This is a genomic window from Acinetobacter sp. 1125_18A (assembly GCF_052824985.1).
On record NZ_VTDG01000001.1, the window covers coordinates 417,568 to 442,511 of the forward strand.

The 24,944-nt window shown below is 39.1% G+C and carries 22 protein-coding genes; 8 read left to right on the forward strand and 14 right to left on the reverse strand.

All coding sequences use genetic code 11. The features are described from left to right. Nucleotides 1-510: 510 nt before the first annotated feature. Nucleotides 511-1,443: a DNA-binding transcriptional regulator DsdC gene (gene dsdC, locus FY049_RS01880; protein WP_004717679.1), complete on the reverse strand. Its 933-nt coding sequence runs from the start codon at nucleotides 1,441-1,443 to the stop codon at nucleotides 511-513. Between the two features lie 219 nt (nucleotides 1,444-1,662). Between dsdC and dsdX the strand changes: the two genes are divergently transcribed. Next, nucleotides 1,663-3,000 (forward strand): D-serine transporter DsdX, encoded by a 1,338-nt coding sequence (gene dsdX, locus FY049_RS01885; RefSeq protein WP_446083043.1) that lies wholly within the window; start codon nucleotides 1,663-1,665, stop codon nucleotides 2,998-3,000. 17 nt (nucleotides 3,001-3,017) lie between these two features. Beyond that, a complete protein-coding gene (locus FY049_RS01890) occupies nucleotides 3,018-4,358 on the forward strand; it encodes a D-serine ammonia-lyase (protein WP_056513262.1) in 1,341 nt (446 codons plus the stop codon). A 124-nt stretch (nucleotides 4,359-4,482) separates the two neighbouring features. Here FY049_RS01890 and FY049_RS01895 read toward each other — a convergent pair whose 3' ends face one another. Further along, nucleotides 4,483-5,235 carry an SDR family oxidoreductase gene (locus FY049_RS01895; protein ID WP_056513265.1) on the reverse strand — a complete coding sequence of 251 codons (753 nt, stop codon included), beginning with the start codon at nucleotides 5,233-5,235 and terminating at the stop codon, nucleotides 4,483-4,485. A 123-nt stretch (nucleotides 5,236-5,358) separates the two neighbouring features. Here FY049_RS01895 and FY049_RS01900 point away from each other — a divergent pair, with 123 nt between their 5' ends. Then, nucleotides 5,359-6,255, forward strand: a complete 897-nt coding sequence (locus FY049_RS01900) for a LysR substrate-binding domain-containing protein (RefSeq protein WP_446083044.1) — start codon at nucleotides 5,359-5,361, stop codon at nucleotides 6,253-6,255. Between the two features lie 68 nt (nucleotides 6,256-6,323). Here FY049_RS01900 and FY049_RS01905 read toward each other — a convergent pair whose 3' ends face one another. The 5 genes from FY049_RS01905 to FY049_RS01925 all read right to left on the reverse strand — a co-directional run bounded on the left by FY049_RS01905 (nucleotide 6,324) and on the right by FY049_RS01925 (nucleotide 9,970). Further along, complete coding sequence (locus FY049_RS01905; RefSeq protein ID WP_335955192.1) at nucleotides 6,324-7,013, reverse strand: oxidoreductase; 690 nt, start codon at nucleotides 7,011-7,013, stop codon at nucleotides 6,324-6,326. A gap of 1 nt (nucleotide 7,014) precedes the next feature. Next, complete coding sequence (locus FY049_RS01910; protein WP_004717691.1) at nucleotides 7,015-7,788, reverse strand: SDR family NAD(P)-dependent oxidoreductase; 774 nt, start codon at nucleotides 7,786-7,788, stop codon at nucleotides 7,015-7,017. Further along, the gene (locus FY049_RS01915; RefSeq protein ID WP_446083045.1) at nucleotides 7,785-8,465 is read right to left on the reverse strand and encodes a glutathione S-transferase family protein; all 681 of its coding nucleotides are present in this window, start codon (nucleotides 8,463-8,465) and stop codon (nucleotides 7,785-7,787) included. The genes FY049_RS01910 and FY049_RS01915 overlap by 4 nt, the downstream gene beginning before the upstream one ends. Before the next feature lie 170 nt (nucleotides 8,466-8,635). Continuing rightward, nucleotides 8,636-9,073, reverse strand: a complete 438-nt coding sequence (locus FY049_RS01920) for a PaaI family thioesterase (protein WP_004717695.1) — start codon at nucleotides 9,071-9,073, stop codon at nucleotides 8,636-8,638. Nucleotides 9,074-9,103: 30 nt separating this feature from the next. Beyond that, entirely contained in the window at nucleotides 9,104-9,970 is an 867-nt protein-coding gene (locus FY049_RS01925) for a metal-dependent hydrolase (protein ID WP_327857581.1), read from the reverse strand. A 370-nt stretch (nucleotides 9,971-10,340) separates the two neighbouring features. Here FY049_RS01925 and FY049_RS01930 point away from each other — a divergent pair, with 370 nt between their 5' ends. From FY049_RS01930 to FY049_RS01940, 3 genes are all read left to right on the forward strand, one after another. Further along, nucleotides 10,341-11,222, forward strand: a complete 882-nt coding sequence (locus FY049_RS01930) for a DUF4344 domain-containing metallopeptidase (protein WP_446083046.1) — start codon at nucleotides 10,341-10,343, stop codon at nucleotides 11,220-11,222. A 362-nt stretch (nucleotides 11,223-11,584) separates the two neighbouring features. After that, nucleotides 11,585-11,731: a hypothetical protein gene (locus FY049_RS01935; protein WP_166781954.1), complete on the forward strand. Its 147-nt coding sequence runs from the start codon at nucleotides 11,585-11,587 to the stop codon at nucleotides 11,729-11,731. 26 nt (nucleotides 11,732-11,757) lie between these two features. Next, the gene (locus FY049_RS01940) at nucleotides 11,758-13,986 is read left to right on the forward strand and encodes a phosphocholine-specific phospholipase C (protein WP_446083047.1); all 2,229 of its coding nucleotides are present in this window, start codon (nucleotides 11,758-11,760) and stop codon (nucleotides 13,984-13,986) included. A gap of 115 nt (nucleotides 13,987-14,101) precedes the next feature. Here FY049_RS01940 and FY049_RS01945 read toward each other — a convergent pair whose 3' ends face one another. The 6 genes from FY049_RS01945 to FY049_RS01970 form a co-directional block, all read right to left on the reverse strand. Next, the gene (locus tag FY049_RS01945) at nucleotides 14,102-16,303 is read right to left on the reverse strand and encodes a TonB-dependent siderophore receptor (RefSeq protein WP_446083048.1); all 2,202 of its coding nucleotides are present in this window, start codon (nucleotides 16,301-16,303) and stop codon (nucleotides 14,102-14,104) included. Between the two features lie 322 nt (nucleotides 16,304-16,625). Beyond that, nucleotides 16,626-17,357, reverse strand: coding sequence for a PqiC family protein (locus FY049_RS01950; protein WP_446083049.1), 732 nt, complete (start codon nucleotides 17,355-17,357; stop codon nucleotides 16,626-16,628). After that, nucleotides 17,347-19,014, reverse strand: coding sequence for a PqiB family protein (locus FY049_RS01955; RefSeq protein WP_446083050.1), 1,668 nt, complete (start codon nucleotides 19,012-19,014; stop codon nucleotides 17,347-17,349). The genes FY049_RS01950 and FY049_RS01955 overlap by 11 nt, the downstream gene beginning before the upstream one ends. An 11-nt stretch (nucleotides 19,015-19,025) precedes the next feature. After that, nucleotides 19,026-19,832 carry a paraquat-inducible protein A gene (locus tag FY049_RS01960; RefSeq protein WP_446083051.1) on the reverse strand — a complete coding sequence of 269 codons (807 nt, stop codon included), beginning with the start codon at nucleotides 19,830-19,832 and terminating at the stop codon, nucleotides 19,026-19,028. Continuing rightward, nucleotides 19,829-20,509: a paraquat-inducible protein A gene (locus FY049_RS01965; RefSeq protein ID WP_446083052.1), complete on the reverse strand. Its 681-nt coding sequence runs from the start codon at nucleotides 20,507-20,509 to the stop codon at nucleotides 19,829-19,831. The genes FY049_RS01960 and FY049_RS01965 overlap by 4 nt, the downstream gene beginning before the upstream one ends. Nucleotides 20,510-20,711: 202 nt before the next feature. Further along, on the reverse strand, nucleotides 20,712-21,605 hold the full coding sequence (locus FY049_RS01970) for a LysR family transcriptional regulator (protein ID WP_056513304.1): 894 nt from the start codon (nucleotides 21,603-21,605) through the stop codon (nucleotides 20,712-20,714). A 100-nt stretch (nucleotides 21,606-21,705) separates the two neighbouring features. Between FY049_RS01970 and FY049_RS01975 the strand changes: the two genes are divergently transcribed. Together FY049_RS01975 and FY049_RS01980 are read left to right on the forward strand one after the other, a co-directional pair. Beyond that, nucleotides 21,706-23,046 (forward strand): MFS transporter, encoded by a 1,341-nt coding sequence (locus tag FY049_RS01975; RefSeq protein WP_446083053.1) that lies wholly within the window; start codon nucleotides 21,706-21,708, stop codon nucleotides 23,044-23,046. Then, nucleotides 23,039-23,446 (forward strand): hypothetical protein, encoded by a 408-nt coding sequence (locus tag FY049_RS01980; RefSeq protein WP_056513311.1) that lies wholly within the window; start codon nucleotides 23,039-23,041, stop codon nucleotides 23,444-23,446. Before FY049_RS01975 ends, FY049_RS01980 begins: the two co-directional genes overlap by 8 nt. A gap of 234 nt (nucleotides 23,447-23,680) precedes the next feature. On the opposite strand, the gene FY049_RS01985 is transcribed toward FY049_RS01980, so the two are convergent. Continuing rightward, nucleotides 23,681-24,913: an HlyD family efflux transporter periplasmic adaptor subunit gene (locus FY049_RS01985; protein WP_004817233.1), complete on the reverse strand. Its 1,233-nt coding sequence runs from the start codon at nucleotides 24,911-24,913 to the stop codon at nucleotides 23,681-23,683. Nucleotides 24,914-24,944 lie beyond the last annotated feature (31 nt).

Here is a 24,944-nt window from a genome sequence, read left to right on the forward strand (position 1 = left end):
GAGAATAATAATCAATAACAATATCATTTACAATAACAATGTTTCTAGATGTACTTTTTAACATCAAAAAAACCAATCAAGATATTGAAAAATAATAAATATTTACAATTTAACTTCACTTTTTATAAAAGTTTGAATATGATTTTTTGGGGGTAGTATGTATTTTTGGATGATCTTACTGTCTTAAAATTCGTATATTTTGTTGTTGTTTGTATTTTTACAATGTCGTTTTCAGTTTAGATTTCCTCACCCCAATTGCCCTATTTTTAATATAAAAACTTATTGCATCTTTCCTTTTTATTTCTCTTTAATTTCTCGTTATATTTAGGTTTGTTCAATTTTATTCTAATTGGCGTTATTAAAATATAAACACTCAAATATTAACCATAATAATCAAGTATTATAAAAATTTTAACAGCAAAAAATATTAATTTTTAGGTTTTAGCATAAAATTGATTTTGTTATTTTTTATTCAAGGCTTGCGAAGCTTTTTCTAGAGTTTAGGGTTTTTCATTGATGCCCTATTTCTGAGTTTGCTCGTGCTTTTATCCAGTCACTAAATGCTTTAACTTTAGGTAATTCATTATTTTTCAATGATGTAATATAGTAGTGCTGATCACATTTTAAATACATGTTTTTAAATGGCATTACTAGCTCACCACTTTCCAAGTCTTTTTCTACTAGTTTTTTACGTCCCATGGTAATACCCAAGTGATTTTTAGCAGCAATCAAAGCCAGATCAGATCGGTCAAAACTCATCTCTGAAGAATGATCCATATTTACATTAAAATGCTGCGTCCAACTGTTCCATTCATCTGCGCCTGTGCCGTTACTCCATGCTTGGCAGTCATGCAGCAATGTGCAGTTTTTTAAGTTGTCTAGATGATCGTAGAGGTTAAATTTTTCAGCATATGCCGGACTACATACGGGGATAATATATTCGTCCATTAAATACTGATAATTCAACTGAAAAGACGGTTGATTGTCAAAATAAAGTGCAATATCAATTCCACTACGTTGAAAATTTACATCCTCATTACCCGTTAAAACTGAGAGTTGGATCAATGGATAGCGTTGAATGAAATCAGGCAATTGGGGCACTAACCAACACTGAGCAATCGATGGTCTTGCATAAATCGTGAGTGAGCCAACAAGTTGCTGATTTTGCAGTGCCTTAATTTCAACGTTTAACGAGTCTAATGAAAATTGTAAAGCAGCTAAAATCCGCTGTCCCTCAGTGGTTAACTTTACTTTACGATGCAAACGTAAAAACAGTTTGATATTAAGTTCTTTTTCTAACAAATTAATTTGGTGACTTACCGCACTGGGGGTTAAAGACAGTTCTTCAGCAGCGAGTGCAAAAGATTCATGTCTTGCCGCAACTTCAAATGTATACAGTTTTGAGAGCTGAAAACCGGTTAGATTTTTATGTGCGTTGGTCATGCGTTTTCCTTTTTGCTGAAACAAAATGATTGATCACATGCTTCTTGCTGTCCTATGCCCATATAAATAACGTATAAATCATTTAAAAATCAAAATTTATTTAGGATTTATTTTTCAAGTGAATTATTTTAACCCGTAGATCAAATATCATCGTTTGACGGATTTCTCTGGTTTAACTTCAATAGACAAAGAACAAATTTTGTCACAGAGATATATGGTATGGAAACCAATTTCGTGGATGTCGGTATATTATTAACCAGTATCGGGTTAATTATTTTCACTATTTTAAAATTTAAACTGCATCCCTTTTTAGCTTTGCTTCTGGCAAGCTTCTTTGTCGGTGTAGCAATGAAAATGCCATTACTGGATATGGTCAATGCAATTGAAAATGGGATTGGAAGCACCTTGGGTTTCCTTGCTACAGTCATTGCACTGGGTACCATTCTCGGCAAAATGATGGAAATCTCTGGCGCCGCTGAACGTATCGCACTGTCTTTGCAGCGATGTCACTGGATATCCAGTGATGTGATCATGGTGTTGATTGGGCTATTTTGTGGCATCACTTTATTTGTAGAAGTTGGTGTGGTTTTATTAATTCCCTTGGCTTTTTCTATAGCGCAGCATACCAAAACCTCTTTGTTTAAATTGGCTATTCCATTATGCACAGCATTAATGGCTGTACATTGTGTGGTACCGCCACACCCTGCCGCACTTTATGTCACCAATAAACTAGGGGCTGATGTCGGTACCGTGATTATTTTTGGCTTAATGGTGGGTTTAGCAGCCGCACTGGTTGGTGGCCCACTGTTTTTAAAATTAGTTGGTCAACGTTTACCGTTTAAAGCAGTACCTGTCGAGTTTTCAAAGCTCGCCCTGAAAGAAGAACATAGCTTACCCTCTTTAAAAATCACCTTATTTACGGTATTTCTTCCAATCGGATTAATGTTAATCAAAACTGTGGCTGAATTAAATAGTCATACATCCACTCAGCTTTCACACATTTTAGGCTTTATCGGCAATCCGATCACCGCCATGTTTATTGCGGTATTTGTTGCCTACTACACCCTTGGTCTACGTCGTAATATGCAGATGGGAAGCTTATTAAAAGCCACAGAAGACTCATTTTCTTCAATTGCCAACATCTTATTTATCATTGGGGCTGGTGGTGCATTTAACAGTATTTTAAAAGCCAGTGGTTTAGCTGACTCAATGGCTGTTACGCTTTCCCACTTGCATATGCATCCAATTTTACTTGCTTGGTTGGTTGCGCTGATTTTACATGCAGCTGTAGGCTCTGCCACTGTTGCAATGATGGGTGCAACTGCAATCGTTGCGCCAATGTTACCGCTCTATCCGGATATTAGTCCTGAAATCATGGCGATTGCGATTGGTTCAGGTGCCATCGGTTTTACCATTGTGACCGACTCTCTATTTTGGTTAGTCAAACAATACTGTGGTGCTACATTAAACGAAACCTTTAAATACTATACCTCTGCAACTTTCCTTGCCTCCCTCACCGCATTGGGCTGCACCTTCCTGCTTTCTCATTTTATTTAAGCCTTTAGGAGTATTTTATGAACGCTCAACAGATTAATCAGCTTATTGCCCAATATCCAATTGTTAAAGACCTTATCGCACTCAAAGAAGTGGCGTGGTTTAATCCCAATTTTACCTCACTGGTAGAAGGGCTGCCCTATGTCGGGTTGGACCAAAAAGATATTGATGATGCCAGTGCACGTTTGACACGCTTTGCACCCTATTTGATGAAAGCCTTTCCAGAAACAGCGGCATCTCAAGGTATTATAGAATCCGAACTGGCAGCGATTCCTCAAATGCAGCAACAGTTGGAACAGTATTTTGGACAATCGATCCATGGTCAATTATGGCTTAAAAAAGACAGCCATCTTCCAATATCGGGTTCAATTAAAGCGCGTGGTGGTATCTATGAAGTGCTTTGTCATGCTGAAAAACTTGCGATTCAAGCACAACGCCTAAACATTGAGGATGATTATGCAAAACTGGATAGTCCAGAGTTTAAACAGTTTTTTAGTCAATACAGTATTGCGGTCGGTTCTACAGGCAATTTAGGCCTTTCTATTGGCATTATGAGTGCAAAATTAGGCTTTGATGTGACTGTGCATATGTCAGCAGATGCGCGTCAATGGAAGAAAGATAAGTTACGTGCGCACAATGTTACAGTAGTTGAATATGCTGAAGATTATGGTGTTGCCGTAGAACAAGGCAGAAAGGCAGCATTAGAAAATCCAAACTGCTTTTTTATCGATGATGAAAACTCACAAACCTTATTCTTAGGTTATGCAGTTGCTGGGCAGCGTTTAAAACAACAATTAGAACAAAAAAATATTTTGGTTGATCAACAACATCCTTTATTTGTTTATTTACCTTGTGGTGTTGGCGGAGGCCCCGGTGGCGTTGCATTTGGCTTAAAAATGGCCTTTGGTGATCATGTACATTGTATTTTTGCCGAGCCGACCCATTCACCTTGTATGTTACTCGGTGTTGCAACAGGTTTACATGATGAAATTTCAGTTCAAGATCTGGGTATAGACAATATCACCGCTGCTGATGGCCTCGCTGTTGGGCGAGCATCTGGCTTTGTTGGTCGAGCCATGCAAAGGTTATTAGACGGTTTTTATACATTAACGGATGAAACCATGTATGTACTCTTGGGCATGCTCAATGATGCAGAACAGCTTAAATTAGAACCTTCTGCGTTGGCGGGTATGCTTGGACCAATTTTGACCAATCAACATCAAGACTATGCCGCGCTACATCACTTTAACCAACAGCAATTGGAAAATGCTAATCATATTGTCTGGGGGACTGGAGGAGGAATGGTTCCAGATGAAGAAATGGAAAAATATTTAACCCAAGCGAAAGCCTATAAAAAATAATTTGTATAGCCTTGATTCTCACAGACCTTGATCTCATCAGAATCTGGGGCGATAGCAGATAAATAAAGTGATTATTCTCTATCGCCCCCAATTAAAGACTTGAGTCAGGATTTTCCATCTGGAATTAAACGATCCCACCATTGACTCGAAGGACTTGGGCGTTGACCCAATTACTCGCTTCATTTACGGCGAAATCCAACACTGCGGCAATATCTTCTACAGTGCCTAAACGCTCTAAAGGTGCAGCTTTGCTTAACTGAGCAATCAATTCATCACTTTTGCCTTCAAGAAAAAGTTCAGTTGCCGTAGGCCCAGGTGCAATTGCGTTTACCGTAATATTTTTTCCTCTTAACTCTTTGGCTAAAATAGCTGTTAAGGATTCAATAGCAGCTTTTGAGGCAGTATAAACACCATAAGTTTCGAGCTTCATTCCCACCACACTGCTGGATAAATTAATAATTTTACCGCCCTTTTGCAGTCGCTTAGCAGCTTCACGCATGGTATATAAAGGGCCTTTAATATTAATTGCTAAAACTTGATCAATACTTTCATCGTCTAATTGTTCAATCTTACTTAATTTCAAAATCCCTGCATTGTTGATCAGCACGTCCAATCGACCATAGGTTTGAATTGCATAATTAAATAATGCAGTCACTTCATTAGAATGGCTGATGTTGGCTTTAAATAGACTCGCTGTTCCGCCTAACGCTTGAATGCTGCTCAAGACATGCTCCGCCTCTTTATCATTACTGGCATAATTGATAATGATCTTATGGCCTTGCTGTGCCAATAAGCTGGCAGTAAATGCACCAATTCCGCGAGAAGCGCCTGTAATTAAAATCACTTTTTCTTGCTGTGTATGACCTGTTGTATGCATCGTGATGACCTCATGGAATAAAATATACCTCTAATCGCTTCTATGATACTGTTCAGATAAAACCAGATAATCTAGTTAAACCTGACATCTTTATCCGAATAAATCGAACAATTGGAATGGCGTATGGATAAACTCAATGCAATGTCTGCTTTCGTCAATGTGGTTGAACAACAAAGTTTTACCAAAGCAGCACAGATCTTAAATTTGCCACGCTCAACCCTGACCGATGCAATTAAACAATTAGAATTCCAACTCAATACGCGCTTATTGTTGCGTACCACTCGTCAGGTAAAAGCAACCGATGAAGGCCATATTTATTATGAGCGCTGCAAATATATCTTGGGTTATATCAATGAGTCTGATCATGATTTTCTTGATGCAAAACCTCAAGGGCCTTTAAAAATCGCAGTTCATGGTATTTTTGCTGCGCATTTTATTCTGCCAAAATTAGATGATTTTTTAACTGAGTTTCCACAGATACAGTTGCAACTCACCGAAAGCGACCGTTATGTAGATCTGATAAAAGAAGGCATTGATTGTGTCATTCGTATAGGTCAGCTCAATAATAGTGAGTTAATTGTCAGGCATCTGGGCGATATTCAACAAGTGACATTAGCCAGTCCAAAATACTTAGAAAAATATGGCACACCACAACGCTTAGACGATCTGAAATCACATTTTATGGTCGGATTTTATTCTTCCGCTCGACAAAAGCCACTGCCGCTTGAGTTTCTGACAGGCAAGAAAACACAGTTTTTTGAGTTGCCGTTAAAGATTCAAGTCAATGGTGCAAATACCTATGCAGCAGCAGCCAAACAGCATTTTGGCATCATCCAAGCACCACGTTATGGTTATTTATCTGAGCTAGAGCAAGGCACACTTTGTCAAATTTTAACTGACTATCCTGTTCCATCCCTGCCTATTTCTTTACTTTATCCATCAAAAACACTGGTTTCACCACGACAAAAAGTTTTTATCGAATGGATTGTACGATTGTTTCAGGATAATCCATTGCTTTGAAGTTTGAATCACGCTGCTTGGGATGGATATGATTAACTAGCGCTCTCTCGCATTAATCCCCATAGCATTTATACACCAACACTCAATTCCTGACTCCAAGTTGAATCAGGTTGTTGATAAAGATGCCAACACATATTTTTAACCGAATCCATCAAGGCAACATTCTGACTATCCCAACTTTCCAACATACAATAGGTAATATGGATGCCTTTAGGATGAAACTCTCTTGCCAAAGATTGTGCCAATGCCCGAATACTGGCAAACATACTCTGAGTTAAGCCATTGTTTTCAGCGATCAGGTTGGGCTGTGTTCCTAGAAAGATCAAAGTTCCTTGTGACTTTATCAGCATCTTTCGAATAATCGCTTGGGCAATATTTACCGCAGCCAAACCAGTATTTTGCCAAAGCTGTTCGATCTGTTGGGCTGAAGCATCGGAATTCGACAATGATTTTGAAAAATCAGCTTGGAAAACACACAGTTCAATTGAATGCCCTGTTCGTTGAATATAGCCAACTAAATTTTTTAAAGCAGTCGGATTGATCAGATTCAAACGAACCCGTTTTAGACCTGAATCTTGTTGCTCAATCTTTAGATTGGTTTGGGTAGGATCATGCTGAACTTGATATACAGGCATTGTACTGTTGTGTGCTTGATGCACAAAAAGCTGGCTGAGCGAGTGAGTTTCATTGCCAATAACAACGATACAGCCCTGTAGTTTGGATTTTTTTCTCAGCAATGGAGGAATTAAATTGTACATATTAGAATTTCTCCTGATAAGGACGTAAATCCAGCTCATGGGTCCATAAATCACGCTTTTGTTGATAAAGCATCCAATAATTTTCAGCAATCGCTTCGATATTTAATCCGCCTGTGCCTCGTGTAAGTCTCAGTAAGCGTCCTAAACCAAATACAGCTTTATTAACACGATCACCATCGACCATGCCATCAACAATAATATGTGCAACATGGATGTTTTGAGGCTTATATATCTGGGCGAGATGCATCGCATAATTACGTAATGCGGATTTGCCCATGGTAAATGCCGCAAAAAAAGGTTTACCACGAAGAGATGCACTTGCCCCGGTAAAAATCAGCGTGCCATATTGCTGTTGTTCAAAGATTTTTAAGGCTTGTTGCGACACTAAAAAAGCCGATAAAAAAGTAGAACGCCACATTTGAGTAAAAAATTGAAGAGAGGTCTTTAAAAAAATTGAGGGAATATTGCCCCCCACATTGTGAATAACAGCGACGAGATGCTCCTTTTGCGCATTCCTCTCCGCAAAAAAAGTCTGCACTTGTTGTTCATTTTCAGCATCCAAAGCATGTGCTACGGCGTGTCCACCTTGCGCATTGATTGAATCAGCCACGGCTTGCACTTTCGCTAAAGTACGCCCCACAACATGTACTTTTAATTTTTCTTGAGCAAAACGACGACAAACTGCTGCTCCAATTCCTTGTTCAGCACCTACGCCCATAACAACCACACATGGAAGTGTTGCTATATTTTGAGATGTTGCATTCTGCGTATTCATAGCAAGTCTAACCATTGAGCAATAGAAGGATAAGCTTTAATTTTAGCGCCCCAAATTTTACTGGTGCGGACAATCTCTAAAAGCTGCGAACCTACTGCAATATCAGCCAGTGTTTTAACCTCGCCAACCAGCCATCCTGTTTGCGCCAACACCAATTCGATACGCTCTAAATGACGAGTAAATTCCGCTTCAATATCCTGCTTAGCCATACGACCTGTACCCTGCATTTTAAGTTGCAGGTTTAATGTTGCTTTGAGCAAGGGTTTTAACAGATATATTTCATGTTTGGGGCGACCTTTTGCACTCATTTCAACCGCATGATCTAAAGCATCAGCATCACTGACACGAAAGTGCACCTCATAGAAATATAACAACTCGTCTGACCAATCTTCCCAAAGCTCAACATAGGCCTTTTGTAAAGGATCTTCAGGATATAAACGTGGTAAGTCTGGGTAAGCATCATAAAGATAACGTGCAATACGGGTACTGTCCTGAATACGTTGACCATCAATATCTAGAACAGGAACCTTGCCTGCTTTACTGAGCATTGGCACTTTTGCGCCCAGTACACCGTTATAATCCACAGTCTGATAAGCAATCCCTTTAAATTGCAACATCCTGGCAACTTTTTGGCAAAAAGGTGAGATTTCCCATTGATGTAATACAACTGAATTCATTTTATATTCTCAGCTTAACTTTGAGTCGATTGATATTCGATGAACTACATCACAGGATCAGCACTTAATACTTCAAAGGCCTGATTCAAAGGCGATAAATCAAAAAATCTGAATTAAAAGCCCTGATCCAAAAATTCTAGTTCAAAACCATGATGCAGAAATAGAATCTTTCAACGACGGATGATCATATTGGTTGCTGTTGCATGTGCATACAATTTTCCTTCTTCATCTCGAAGATAGCCTTCTGAAATGACTAAGTTTTTCCCTACGTTGATGACTTTACCTTCAGCAATTAACTTTTTATTAAACGGCATCGGACGGCACATTTTTATCGCAAGATCAGTAGTTCCATAGCCCTCACCCGCAGCCAAGACGGTATGTGTAGCACACCCTGTTACTGAATCCAATATCGTTGCGGCAAAACCACCATGTACCCCACCCAATGGATTGCTATGACGTTCATCCGCAATGGCCATAAATACAATGCGACCATATTCAACGTCTCCGACTTCCTCCATCCCCATGGTTTTTGCAATACCAGGCGCTGGCACCAGTCCTTTTTGGAATGCTTGCATAATTTCTAGGCCAGTCATATTGAGTGGATTCATCACTATTTCCTATTTTGATAAATAAAATATTTATTGGATAAAGCTTGATTGCTCAGGGGATAAACCAATTTTTACTTTAGTTTGCGCGACAATTTCGGATTCATCAGTATCATTCGGATGAAAATCAAACTGATAATAAGAGAAAAATTGCGGTACCAGCTTACGATAGGCTTGTACTGTAAACCCAGCAAACTTAGTCCAAGACTTAAGGTTTAATAATTGTTTATCTCTCGACATCAACACCACTTGATATACATTAGAAAATAGCGTGATCAGCACAAGACTAAATGTAAAAATTGCCACGCGAGGAATGTAGGCATCTAAGCCCTTGCCATATAAGTATTCATACATGTCATAAGCCACAGCCTTATGTTCGGTTTCTTCAACGCTGTGCCATAACCATAAATTACGAATAGTAGTATCGGTCATTAACTCATTGACATTTTTCATCATCTCCACCACCAACACGGCGGTGTAATGTTCCAGACCCACTGTGACCAAGAGATTCCATTTTTTAGGAAAAGTACGTTCTACCGCTTTTAATATGATCCCTGTGACTTTTTCTAAGGATTCAGGATCTAAACCATATCGCTGTGCACTGACATGAAAAGCATGATGTTCTTTAGAGTGCATGGCTTCTTGTCCAATAAAGGCACCAATATCACGATCTAACTGTGGGTTGTTTTTAATTTTTTCACGTAAAGCGCGCACTGAACGGACAAAGTACGATTCACCTTCAGGAAAAAGCGTCGATAGACCTGTGAAGTAATGGGTAAAGGTTGGTTCGTCATTACACCAATACTTGGGCATATCCTGAAATTGATAATCCATACGACGTACTGGAAATGATGCAGGTGTTTTTTGCTTTGATTTTTCTTTCACCGCTGATATAGACATGGTTCACCTCAAGAATTTATCTTAAAATAACAAGTTCCAAAAAAGAACTTGTTGAGTTAAAATAATGATCCATGCTGATCTTGTCAATGGTCTGAATACGCTAAAGCTTCAGGTTGTCCTTAAATGACAGTATCATTCCTATAAAGACAAAAGATAAAACCAAGCTGTCAAAATAACATGATGATGAAATAATAAAGTAATAAGTTAAGGGCTGAACACCTTGAAATGAATGATTTAATTGCATGAATTTCACCTATTTCAGCCTACCTTAGAACTTTACTGATGATCTTAAATGTATGTAGACAATCAGCATTTTCAACACATGCATTCGCACATAAAAACACTTCATACTTTTGTTTTGAGAAAACAGATGAACAGAAAGATCCCTCTTACTTTAAAAAGTTGTTTGATCAGTTTAGTACTTATTAGCATAGTCGGTTGTGGGACTAGCGCTGATTCCTCAAATAATCAATCTGAAATCAATCAACAGAAACAGACTCCCTCATCATCAAATCAGCATAAAAAGCATGCGGCTAAAGATCAAACAGGAAAATTTATTGCGATTTACCAACCCGCTAGAAATGCCCAAACCAAGATCGAAGAAAAATTCTGGCGCTCGAATTATTTATTAGAAGACTTTGCGGAATATATGAACAGCTATATCAATATACCGCAGGATATCAAGGTGATTGGCAAAGAATGTGGTGAAGTGAATGCATTCTATGATGCTGATACTTCCACAATAGAGATGTGTTATGAATTAGGTGAAGAACAAAGAGAGCTATTTTCTCAAGCAGGTGCTAAAGGTACCGAACTTGAAGATGAGCTGTTTCAAAGCGCTCTTGGTACTTTGTATCATGAGGCAGGCCATGCCTTGATAGATACACTTGCATTGGATATCCCCTATAAATTCGAAGAGGATTATGCTGATCAAGTCGCTGCTTATATCCTAACAACTTATGATGAAGATAAAGATTATTTAATTTCTATTTCAGACTCTTATGGGCTAGAGCAACAAGGGCCAGCCGTTTCAAGAAAACTTACACCAGAGGGGCACTCACCTGAATGGGTAAGAGCAGAAAATTTCTTATGTTATGTTTATGGGTCTGACTCGCAAAAATATGCGTATCTGGTCAAAGAAAAATACTTACCCAAAAGCAGAGCACTGGGCTGTAAAACTGAATATTCAGCATTGGTTCAAAGATGGGATGCTTTGCTTAAAAAAACATTTAAAATAAACGGCCGTCAATAAATGCAGGAACCATTCATTCCTGCAATATCCTGCATGCTCAGCTATAAATTTAAATGCTGTTCTGACTCTTCGCATTTTCACACGTTGCGTGATCGTTCATCCTATAAAAATATGACTAATAAAATTAATCTTTTAAAAGCAAGATGCTTAGTTGATATCTTAGATCTCAGCAACAATTCAAATTAAAGTTAAACGTCACACCTAATCTCTCCATCAAAACCGCTTAAATTCTCTCCAGTTTTATCTGGATTTTTGCCTCGATTTCTAGCGCTATTACCATGTCAATGATTTGTCATAAAGGTGACACCTTGCTGTCACAAGCGCTGTCTAATGTGTGGGCATCTTTATTATGGACGAAGCACATGTTAAAAAAACCGAAACGATGGTTATCGTACATTTATATTTTCCCAATTTTACTGGCACTCACCGCTTGTAATGATTCAAATGATGATCAGGCCACTACACAGCCTGATGGATCTAAAAAACCATTAATGCGTTGTGCACCATAAACATAAAAATACCAAAGGGAAATATTGTGATTAATCGTCGTCAATTTTTAGCAAATACACTTAAAACAAGTTTTGGTGCTGCTGCCTTATCTACATTTCCAGCCAGCATTCAAAAGGCATTGGCTATTCCTGCAAATAATAAAACAGGAACCATTCAGGATGTCGAACATGTGGTTATCCTTATGCAGGAAAACCGCTCATTTGACCATTATTTTGGTACATTAAAAGGCGTTCGTGGTTTTGCCGACCGCCTAACCATTCCTTTGCAAAATGATCGTACTGTATGGCAACAACAACGAAGTAACGGTGCCTTATTAACGCCTTTTCATTTAGATGGATCAAGTAATAATGCACAACGTGCACCCAGTACAAACCATACTTGGGTGGATAGCCAAAAAGCTTGGGACAACGGCCGTATGTCAAACTGGCCAACCCATAAAACTGATTATGCAATGGGTTATTTTAAAGAGCAGGAAATCCCTTATCAGTTTGCTTTAGCCAATGCTTTTACCATTTGCGATGCGTATCACTGTTCAATGCACACAGGTACAGATGCCAACCGCTCATTTCATTTAACGGGCACCAATGGCGCAGTACCGACCAGTACTGCGTTTGTGAATAATGAATGGGACTGGATTGATGGCGATCCCCAAAACGTTGATGTCGGCTACACATGGAAAACCTATGCTGAACGTTTAGAAGAAGCAGGTGTTAACTGGATTTGCTATCAAAATATGCCGGATGAATGGGGCGATAACATGCTCGGTGCATTCCGTACCTTTAAAAAAGCCAATATTGCTTCAGGCTATCCAGTTTCAAGTGGTGGTGCGCCAAATAGTCCATACAATAAAGCAGCGCAACCATTGCCTTATAAAGCTTATGATGCCACAACCGATAATGCTAAAAATCCACTGTATAAAGGTATCGCAAACACCCTGCCCGGCAATAAACCCGAAGAGTTTTTAGATGCTTTTAAAAATGATATCAAAACAGGCAAACTCCCCCAAGTGTCTTGGATCAATGCACCTTCTATCTATTGTGAACATCCAGGTCCATCAAGCCCAGTACAAGGTTCTTGGTTTATTCAAGAAATCTTAGATGCTTTAACAGCAGTGCCAGAGGTTTGGAGTAAAACCGTTTTCTTGATCAATTTTGATGAAAATGATGGTTATTTTGATCATGTTCCCTCTCCATCTGCACCAACCTTACAAGCAGACAATACTTATGCGGGTAAATCTACACTCAGCCAAGCTGATATGCAGCATGAATATTATCTACATGACGCACCACTAGGCAGCAGCAGCCAGCCTAAAAAAGACAATGGTGTTTATGGACCGGGCCCACGGGTACCACTCTTTGTAATTTCACCATGGAGTCGTGGTGGTGTGGTTAACTCTCAAGTGTTTGATCATACGTCAGTATTAATGTTTTTAGAACAACGCTTTGGGGTAAAAGAAACGAATATCAGTCCTTATCGTCGTGCGATTTGTGGTGATTTAACCTCAGCATTTAATTTTAAAACCCCAAATGAAGATGTACTGCCAGAATTAAATGGTAAACAAACCCGTGAGCAAGCAGATCAACTTCGTTCAGCTCAGCAAAAGTTGCCCAATGTTCCGATTCCAACCAATTTACAACTTCCAATTCAAGCCAGTGGTATTCGCCCATCTAAAGCATTGCCTTATGAATTACATACCAGCGCACGTTGTCAAAATGATGGAACAGTTAAACTCTTGTTCTCGAATACAGGGACTCAAGGCGCAGTTTTTCATGTCTATGACAAGTTAAATCTCAGTCGTGTTCCGCGTCGTTACATTGTAGAAGCGGGTAAAACACTGGATGATGTTTGGAATGTGAAAAAGGATAATCAAGGCTTATACGATCTTTGGGTAATGGGACCAAATGGTTTTCATCGCCACTTCAAAGGTGATTTAAATCGTAATCAGACCCTGCAAATCAATCCTGAAATTCGAGTGTGTTATGATATTGCCAATGGTAATGTTTATTTAGACCTGACCAACACGGGCACAAAAGATGTTGAACTGGTCATTAGCCCAGTCGTCTATCGTAGTGACGCAGCGTTAAAAATCAGTGTAAAAGCAGGTCAAACATCAACACGACATTGGGAACTGAAAGATACATGGCAATGGTATGATTTTGCCGTAACTTGTACTCAGGACACTAAGTTTTATCGACGCTTTGCAGGACGCGTTGAAACAGGTGCAGATTCTGTCAGTGATCCAGCGATGGTTTAATATTTAAAGAATTTTGAATATTCAAGTTTTTAGATTATTAACACTGAATCAAATTTAACAGCACCCCAGCTTTATTTGAAACTGGGGTGCTGTTATCTATCAACAATAAAATCTATTAAAATTTATAATTTAAGGCAACAACTGCTGATCTTCCATCCCCCATATAACCTGTCTTATAACTGGCAATAATACGTGTATAATATTGCTCATCAAATAGATTATTGATATTCAATGAAATATTAGTTTTCTTATTAATATCATAAGCACCATATAAGCTGGTCACAACATAATTTTTTTGTTCAGCTTTAATTAAATGAGGCGTAGTCCGTGTTCCCATATTAATGTAGTCATAACTTGAACCATACCAATTTAGACTGCCTCCCACCCTTAATCCCACTAAATCACCTTTAAATTGGTAGCTTGTATTTAGCTTTGCAGTTTGTTTAGGATTTGCTGTATTTACTTTATTCCCTGCTGCATCTTCAGTCTCGTTATAAGCATAACCTAAAGAAAGTGTCCACGCGTCATTTAGCTGCCCCAATGCTTCTATTTCAAAACCTTTTGTTTCCGCCCCTTTTACTGCTCTATAACGTGCGTCAATGCCATTCACACCAGTCCCTGCAATTTGTTCAGCAACATTGTCTTTTTTTGCATAATAAATCGCCGTATTCAGATCTAACCGATCATTGAACAAGCTATTTTTTAAACCTAATTCAGTATTACTACCCGTTACAGGGTCTAAAAAATTACCATTAATATCAAGATTGGACTGAGGTTTAAAAATTTCTGTATAGCTTGCATACACTGTTGAATTTGAAAAAATATCATATGTGGCAGCAATATAAGGAATAAGGATACTTGATTGTTGTTGTTTTGAAGTAATATTGGTCAATTGACCATTTTTGTAATTCTTCGTTTGAGTATCCCAATCGGATAAACGTACCCCTGTAAACAGTTTCAAAGGATCTGTAAGATTCCAACGCGCATTGACAAAACTACCTAACATTTTCGTTTCAGTACTTTTATCGCTACCTGTTCTTTGAGGTTTAAAATCTGGAGAAGTATTTCCATAGAAACTTGCCAAATCATTAATTGTATTTGTTGCAGAATAAGCTGGATAACTCAGTCCATATTCATTTGCCTCTCGATCCCAACCATTCAAACCAAAAACAATCTGATGTTCGCGGTTAAATAAGCTAAACAAACCATTGACAGTGATGTCATAAGTATTTTGATTTAGATCACCTTCTGATGCCCAATGAGAATAACTTAAACCTGTACCATTTGAGTTTAAGTTTCCATTATAGGCATATGATGTTTTGGCAAATGCATCTAAATCTTGTCGACTAAAAGATACTCTAGTTTTCCAATGGTCATTCAAACTATGATCTAAATAGATATAACTATTTTGCAATTCCCGTTGCCATCTTACCCAATCCATAGAACCAAAGTTATCTTCTGATGAAAATTTCGTTTTAGTTCCATCACTATAGAAAATTGGCACACCACCACCTAAACCTTTAGGATCATCATCTTGATAATCGATCCCTAATGTTAAGTGCGTTTGCTCAGTAATTTTTGATGTTAATGACCCTGAAATCGTTTTTGTATCTTTATCATAATTATTTTTACCTGTCCCCCCTTGTGAATTTGTGATAATCAAGCGAGCATTCAATTTATCATCGGCCAAAATGCCTCCGGTGATATCTCCTGTAAATCTACGACCATCAAAGCTATCGTAACTTGCCCCTACTTGCGCTTTAAATGCCTGCTCTGGTCTTTTATGCACCATATTAATTGATGCAGAAGGTTCTCCCAATCCGGTATTTAGACCATTTACACCTTTTAATACTTCAATATGATCATAAACAGCTGTGTCAAAAACAGGCATCGCAATAACAGAGCCACTAACGCCTGAGTAGGAAGAAGCAATTCCGTCAATTTGAATATTGTCTACTGCAAATCCTCGAACATTATAATTGGGCCGTTCACTATCGTTATACCCGATACTTACCCCAGGTACTTGTTGCATAACTTCTGCAATGGTGTTTAGTCCCTGATCTCGCATTCTTTGTTGAGTCACGACAGTCACGGTTTGAGGGGTTTCTTTTAGCGCTAAATTCATTTTAGTTGCTTGTGATGATTTATCTTTTTTATATTTTTTAGAATGTTCCGTTATATCATCATTCATCTCTGCTTGAACAATAATTGGTTCTAATGCTGCTGTTGGCTCATCTACAGCAGCATAGATATGAGTGCTCAATAATGGTGTTGATATAATAACTTGCCATACTTTATTTGGAGGGAAACACTTCATGATAATCAATAACATTTGCAAATGATAATGATTATATATTAGTTTAATTTCAATTACATTGATTCTACTGCTGTTTTTTTAATCCATCCTCTAATTGAGCACAAATGTATAAACAAAAACCTAGAGAATCACATAATACAAGTAGCATTGATAATCGAACAAAACCCTGTGACTAAAATGAAAGCTTTGCTCAACTACTTGCATTATTTCGCGACCAGACGAACGACTCTTTCAATATCTTAAAAATTGAAGAAGTTTAAATAACGATGAAACTTAAGTTTTCCTATATTTAGTTTTACAGTTGACGGACTCTCACATCAACCTAAGCACAGATCACCCCTTCCATCACCACAGCTTTATTGGCTTCTGTCGCAACAACAGAAGCGGCAATCGCTTCGACAACCTTACTCAATGACTGTCGTGAAACACTGACTATATCAACAATTTTATTGCCATCTGCACCAACTGCATCGGTAAATGCCATTCGACAACTGAGTTGTCGGTTAGGCAAAACTGCATTTTGTACACCTGTTGGCTGATTTAAGGGTCTGGCTGGATCATCACGTTTAATAATCCAAGCAACTGCCACCTCAATATCCCGATTTAACGAACGTGTGTTGGAGTGTTCGATAATATCAAAGCGAGAAAAGTCGGTTGCAATACGGTAAGAGACTTTACCACCCGTCATACCACTGCTGTAACGATCGACAGCACCTAATTTCTGTTGCAAACCCGCAGACAAACCATCACGTAACTCTGCCCCCAACGTGGACGTCCAGCGTTCATTATCCAATACATTAGATTTACCACTGCTGTCCTGTAAGACTAAGGGGGCCCTGTTTAAACGGTCGGGTAATCCCACTGGCAGTACTTCAATCACCCGTACATTTGAACTCACCAACGGTTTAACCGTTGGCGTCAAGCTATAGTAGTTTGGTGTAGGCGAACTGGAACAGCCCGTTAAACCCACAACGGCCAATAATAGAGCACAACCTGCTAGACTAGACTGCGGCAAATAGGACAGAAAATGTGAGCTATTTTTTTTATTTAGCATTCTTAACCTCAGGCGTTTTCCCACGAATGAGTGATTCTGGGTGTTGTTCAATATAGTCAGCCATTAGCTGTAAAGATGCGGCAGCACGTGTCATTTGCTGTAAAGCACGGCGTACATCCTGTTGCATTGGCGCATCACTGGATAGAATGGTTTCAGTAGAGCGCATGGTTTTACGTACATCATCCAAAGTCGCCTGTAGTCCTGGCGCAACTTTGCCATCCAACTGTTTCACCAATTTATCTGTAGAGCTAATCGCTGAATTCATATTATTGAGGGTTTTACGTACATCCTGCCCAATTTCCACCAATGGGAATTTATTCAGTTTATCCGCAATTTGCGATACTTGTGCTTGTAATCCCTTCAACTCGGTTGGTGTGGTTGGAACCTCAATCACACCATTTGATCTGATGATTAAGTTTGCTGGTTTTGCTTTAGGGAATAGATCAAAGGCGATATAGTTCTGCCCTGTCAGTAGATTTCCGGTGCGCATCTGAGCACGCCAGCCTCTTTCGATAAAGCGTTTAAAAATCACACCATCAGGATCAAGTTCTTTGCCATTGGCTAAACGAGATGGATAAATGACCCCCTCAGCCCGCATCCGAATCTGAGTATAATTTGCATCAAACTCCGCATTAATCGACTGAATATTACCAATTTCAATCCCCATAAAGTCAATCGGTGCACCTGCCGACAAGCCACGTAAAGACTGATCAAAATACATGATGATACGGTGTGGATTGCCATCTGGCTCTTTCAAAGCTTCAGTACGAGAATCCCATAAATTAAAACGACTTTGATCCGAAGCAACAGCAGCATGTGAATTCTCAGGATAACCGAAAGCAATCCCGCCAGCGATAATACTCACCAGAGACTGGGTATCTAGCTTAAATCCTGATGCACTTAAGCTGACATCGACACCACTGGCCTGCCAAAAACGCGCATCTGTGGTCACAAACTTATCATAAGGTGCTTGAATAAAGGTCTGTACCTCAACACTCTTACCATCTTTGGCCAACTGATAAGCCGTGATTTGACCCACATTGATCTGACGATAATAAATAGGAGAACCGATATCCAGTGAGCCTAGGTTATTGGCTTTGAGGAAAAAGATTTTACCCGGTACATCTGATGAGATGACTGGAGGAACTTCTAAGCCAGTGAACTCATCCTGTTTTTGTTCTGCCTTACCGCCATCAACCTCAATATAAGCACCCGACAATAAGGTATCAATTCCGGAGACACCACTGGCACCGATGCGGGGGCGAACCACCCAGAAGCGTGAGTCTTTTGCAGCAAAATTACTGGCATCCTTACGCAGTTCAATTTTGGCAATGACATGTGAATGATCATCGGCAAGATCAATTTGGCGAACAAGACCGATATCCACTTGTTTAAAACGCACAGTCGTCTTACCTGCAACCAGCCCTTCAGCCGTTCTAAAAGCAACATTAATGGTCGGGCCAGTATCTAATACCGCTTTGACTGCCAACGACAGACCTATAAGCAAGGCAATAAACGGAATCAGCCAGATCAACGATGGTCGCCAGCGTCCTTTATTTTTCTCAGGTTCAGGCAAAATCTGCTGCGTTTCATCTACAGCATGAGGATCCTGATGATCTGAGCTTTCGTTATTGGTTTTATTTTCAGACATACACACCCATCATTGTTTTATTGACTGGAATTGGATAAATCATGATTCAAGGGAGGATGATCCACGTGAATCACATCTGAGCCTTGCAGGGAAAGCCCGTTCTTGTTGTGCGTATTCTGAGCAGCAGAATAATTATCCCAAATAATACGCGGGTCAAAACTCAGTGAAGCAAACATGGTTAAAACCACCACTGCACCAAAAGCAACCGCGCCCGGCCCAGCGAGAATAGTTGCCAGTGATTGAATCTGAATCAAGGCGGTCAATAAAGCCACCACAAAAACATCAATCATCGACCATCGACCGATAAACTCAACAATCCGATAAAGCATTGAGCAATGCTCAGGTGAAAAGTGCAATCGTTTAGAAGACTGCATTTTTACTGCAATCAACAGAAAACACAGAATTAAAAGTTTTAACATGGGAATAAAAATACTGGCCATAAAAATAACAGCAGAAACCAAATAATCCCCATTCTGCCAAAAATAGATCACACCACTCATGATCGTATCTTGCTGACTGCCTAACAAAGAATCTGTGACAGTCATCGGAAGTACATTGGCTGGAATATATAAAATACTCGCCGCAATCACCAAAGCAAGGGTTCTGTCTAAGCTCTTTGGTTTACGTTGATGCAGCACACTATGACATTTCAAGCAATGTGAAGCATGTTTTTCTTCAACCTCTGGAACCTGTTTATTGAGTGTTCCACAGCAATGACAAAGCACCAAAGACAAATCTTTGGCTCTTGGATATTGCAACGAATTTTTATTGTCTGTATTCGCTGAGTATTTTGAAAAATTAGCCTGAGACTGTTCAGTTTTCATGAGAGTCTCCTGTCGATCTCATCCCAAAGATCTTTGACTTTTACTGAGGCAATATAAACCAGCAATACACTCAGTATGGAGAATCCCCATAATGCAACGCCCGGAATCACCACAACCATACCCACCAGTTTAACCAAGGTGACCAATACCCCGATCAAAAATACTTCAACCATTCCCCATGTTCTAAATAAAAACAGGGTACGAAATGCTGCAACTAAATAACGAGGCCGAACTTTAAAAAAATGAACTGATGAAATGACATAGAACAGCAGCAATAAATCTAATAAAGGCACCACGAAAGTCGTGATAAGAATCAACACACCTACGGGCCCTTGCCCGGCATGAAACATTGCCCATGCAGCACCCAGTAGTGTTGTCTGTGAATCATTACCCTGCAATTCCACCTTAACAATCGGGAAACTATTGGCAATCACAAATACGATCAGTGCTGTTGTTACCATTGCCAGTAAGACACTAAACGGCTTGCTTTGCCGATAAAGCTCAGCACCACAACAGAGACAATAAGCACGCTCACCTTGAGTCAGCTGAATTCGATGATAGAGCGTGTCACATTCCTCACAGGCAACCAGTGTTTGCGGTGCAATATCACCATTTTGAATCAATGCTTGCTGATTCAAGGGCACAGAAACTGGCGGACAGGAGGACGGCTCACGCATAGAACATCAACACCATTTTATAAATTCTTTTTAGACCGAAGCTCATCTTGCTATATTTTACTGAGATGTATACAGATGAGTTGTGATATTTTTTGATGATATCCTGTTGGTTTTATATAAACAATTGATCTGGCGAAATCTAGTCTAACAATTGACCATGCATTTTATCTATACGCAATAGCAAGCGCCTATTTTGACATGATTAAAGACACAGTCGTTGCACCAAAAAATCGATAAAGACACGAGTTTTTGCAGGTAATGTTCCCGTATTCGGATAGAGCAATTGAACATTTTGCACAGGTAAATCAAAATCAGCTAACACCCGAGTTAAACGATTTTGCTGAATATCTTCATCGACCAACCAAGCTGGCGATATCGCAACACCCAATGAAGCAAGTGTCATCTGGTGTATCGCTTCTGCCGAATTAGATTCATACTGACTTCTAACAAAAGGCAATGTATGTTTTTCACCTTGATCATTTTGTAAAACATATTGCGCATCCTGCCAATTCAATAAGCGATGACCAATCCAAGGAACATGTGCTAAATCAGCAATGCTATTGATTGGATAACGTTTTAAAAATTCAGGGCTGGCAACCAAATAAATCGGATATTCAGCAATTTTTCGTGTCCGCATGGATGAGTCTTTTAAGTTTCCCAACCGAATGACCAAATCTAATTTTTCAGTGACTAAATCATCTAAGGAAGAATTAAATGAATATTGTAGCTGTAATTGAGGATATTGGCGGCAAAACTCACCCAGCAAAGGTAAGATGAATTTCCGTCCAAATTCATTGGTCGATGAAAAACGCAATATCCCTGTGATACTTGTGGCTAAGTTTTGACTGCGCTCAAAAGCTTCTTCGATTTGCAATTGAATGTGTTTGAAATCCTCATAAAAGCTTTTGCCTATTTCAGTCAGTGCGATATTACGCGTATTACGAATCAGCAAACTCACATTTAAATGCTGTTCTAAATGCTTGATATCAATACTCACCATCGATCGACTTAACCCCAAAATCTCCGCTGCCTTGGTAAATGATCCTGAATCAACCACTTGCAAAAAACTTATAATCTGTTTTAGGTTTTTTTGCATAATCACACTGATTGTTTGAAATTATTAAACAATGATTTTACTTCGCATGCATCGACAATAAAAGGCCTGAATCGTACCCTCCTGCATCTTGGAGGTCGCTATGTCATATCGCTATAAAATAGCAACAGTGTTTTTACTTGGGTTCTTTATTGATTGCATCAATATTTTCATGTCTGCAATTGCCTTACCCGATATAGCAACAGCTTTCTCAGTCAGCCCATCGATGGTTGCATGGGTAAGCAATGCTTATATTTTGGGTTTGGTTTTAATCATGCCCATGAGCTTATGGTTAGCAAGCGTATTGGGTGATCGGAAATTGCTGTGTTATTCAATGCTGCTTTTTTCCGTCAGCGTTTGGTTGATTGGCATGAGTGAATCAATCCATAGTTTAATTTTTTGGAGATTTGTTCAGGGTGTGGCTGGCGGATTATTAATCCCTGTCGGTCAAGCATTGGTATTTGCACTGTTTCCAAACCATGAACGGCAACGTATCTCCACAATGATTATGGCAATTGCATTAATTGCACCAGCCTTTTCACCAACGATTGGCGGCATGATTATTGATGCTTTATCTTGGCGTTGGTTGTTTTTCGCCAATATCCCCTTTACCGTGATCACTGCTTTTTTAGCATGGCGATGGATCAAAGAAAATAAAGCTAAAACGTCCGGGAAACCTGACTTTTTAGGACTGTTTATGGTCAATGTCAGCCTGTTGTGTTTGTTACTCTCTTTCTCATTATTTAACGATTACCATAGTGTTGTACTCGCGATCAGTAGCTTTCTACTTTCCATCACAATGCTTCTGATTTATCTCAAATACGCAAAAGGATCTGCTCATCCGATTCTTAATTTGCAATTGTTAAAAAATTATAATTTACGCAATGCATTTATCGTTTATTACGCAGTACCCGGTATTTTTACTGGTGTGAATTTACTGAATATCTTTAATTTACAACGTAACCTTGGGTTTAATGCAAAACAGACTGGCTTATTTATGCTGCTCTATGCAGTAGGTGCATTGGTATCGATGACCAGTGGTGGACTTCTCTATCGCCATCTCGGTAAAAAGCAGCTTTTTATAATCGGTATTACGCTACATAGTTTAGGAATTTCACTGTTGTTCTGGGTCTCAAATGCCAATGATTTAAGTACCTTGATGGTTGCTTATCTACTGATGGGAATGGGTGGTGGTCTAAGTGCCAATACTGCCCAAATCAGTGCCCTCATCGATTTTAACGGCCAAGACTTATTACAAGGCAGTGTGCTGTGGAACATTAATCGACAAGTTGCTTTCAGTTTAGGTACAGTTGTCCTTATTTCAATCTTTAATCTGTTACCTGCTGCAAATGACTTAATACGTTATCAGCATACTTTTTTGCTTGCAGCACTGCTCTGCCTCTTATCATTAATTTCCATTTTTAAGGAGAAAACCCATGTCTAATCCTATGGACAATGCATTACAACATGTCATCGATTTACATATTTTGATTGAAAATGTATTTACTGGTCAAAATGCAAAAGAAAGCCTAAATCAACTCTTAGCCAGTTTTGACCCAAATTTTAAAATGATTACGACGCAAGGCAATGTCATTGGTTTACCCGAAATAAATGCCTTGTTTAGTCAAAATATAGGTAATAAACCTGCGTTAAAAATTAAAATCTTAAATACGCGTGCTTTATTTGAAGCAGACAACCACTGCTGGATTCAATATCAAGAACATCAACAAAGCCATGAACCTGATACATTACGGATATCGACGGCTTGTATCAAAGTTGAATCAGGTCAATATTATTGGGTTTATCTACATGAAACATTGGTCAATTTGGCCTCATCGAGTTAGCTGAATTAACCGCCATTGGTTTAGCTCGAAATAATTTTATTGAATAAACTTACACTGGATTAAGGCTAATTGAACGCGATAACTCAGTATTAAACAATGATCTATTGTTCTACATAAGTTTTTACTTTAGCAAAAATCACCTCCCCCAATCTTGACCTATCAACGACAAGGTCATATTTGGGGGATAGATCAAAACATGAAATGACTCTAACTTAACCGTTTAAGTAAGTGGCTTTATCTCTCTTGTAAAGCTTGTTTCATCCGCGTAATCGGTTTAATCAAGTATTGAAATACGGTCTTTTCACCGGTCTTTACATCAACAGTGGTCACCATGCCGGGAATAATCGGAAGCTTTTTCCCTTGTTTATCCACTAAACTATTTGCATCGGTTTTGACCAAGATACGATAGTAGACTTCATTTTGGTTTAATTTCAATTCACTATTACGTTTGTCATTACTCAGAGTATCGGGACTAATCAGTGTCACCACCCCCTCTAAGCCACCATAAATCGAATAATCATAGGCACTTATTTTAACAACAGCAGGCAATCCGGGACGAAGAAAAGCCACATCCTGTGGGCGTATATAAGCTTCAACCAAAAGTTTGTCATCTAAAGGAACAATTTCTAAAATATCTTGTCCTGCATTGACCACACCGCCCACTGTATTAATTTTAATATTTTTCACAATACCGCGAAGCGGTGCTTGAATAAATGAACGATCAACAGGATCCGCACGCATCGCCATATTTTCTCGAGCCTGTGCCAACTCAGCTTCTGTTTTTACCAACTCATTATTCGCATCGGTTAAATAGCGATTTTTCCGATCTAAAATTTGCGCACCCAGATCTGCCGATTGTCGTTGCATACGCAATACTTCCACATTTGAAACCAATCCCTGCTGTGCCAGCGGTTGGGTAATCGAAATCTCATGATCCAAGAAACTTTTACTGGCTTTTAATGCTTCGATCGCATCGACCATCGACTGCCGTCTTACCGTATAAGCCTGATATTCTCTTTGCTTTAATTCACTTGAAATCTCTTGAGGAAATATCGGCTTAGTCTCTGTAGTTTCCGCTTTCAATCGTGCTGCAATTGCGGTTAAATTTTCAACCTTAGCCTCGCTCTCTCTTAAAATAGCAGAACTGCGAGTATCATCCAGTTTGAGTAGAATTTGATTTTTTTCAACAACATCCCCTTCTTTCACTCTCATTTCCATGATAATTCCGGGGTCTAAGCTTTGAATAATTTGCTCACGACTACTAGAGATAATACTTCCTTGGCCTCGCGTCACCTCTTCTAAGGTACTGTTATACGCCCAAATTAAAAATACGACGATTAAGACGAATAGCAAAACAATCACCGCAAAATAGCCATAGTGTTTTTCTTGCTGTAAAGCGCCATTCAAATCGTTTAACAGCTTCAAATCAGATTGGCTGATTGGTGGCTGTTTAGTTTGTTTTTTCATTTCTTTCACTTACTTAATCTGCATAATCATA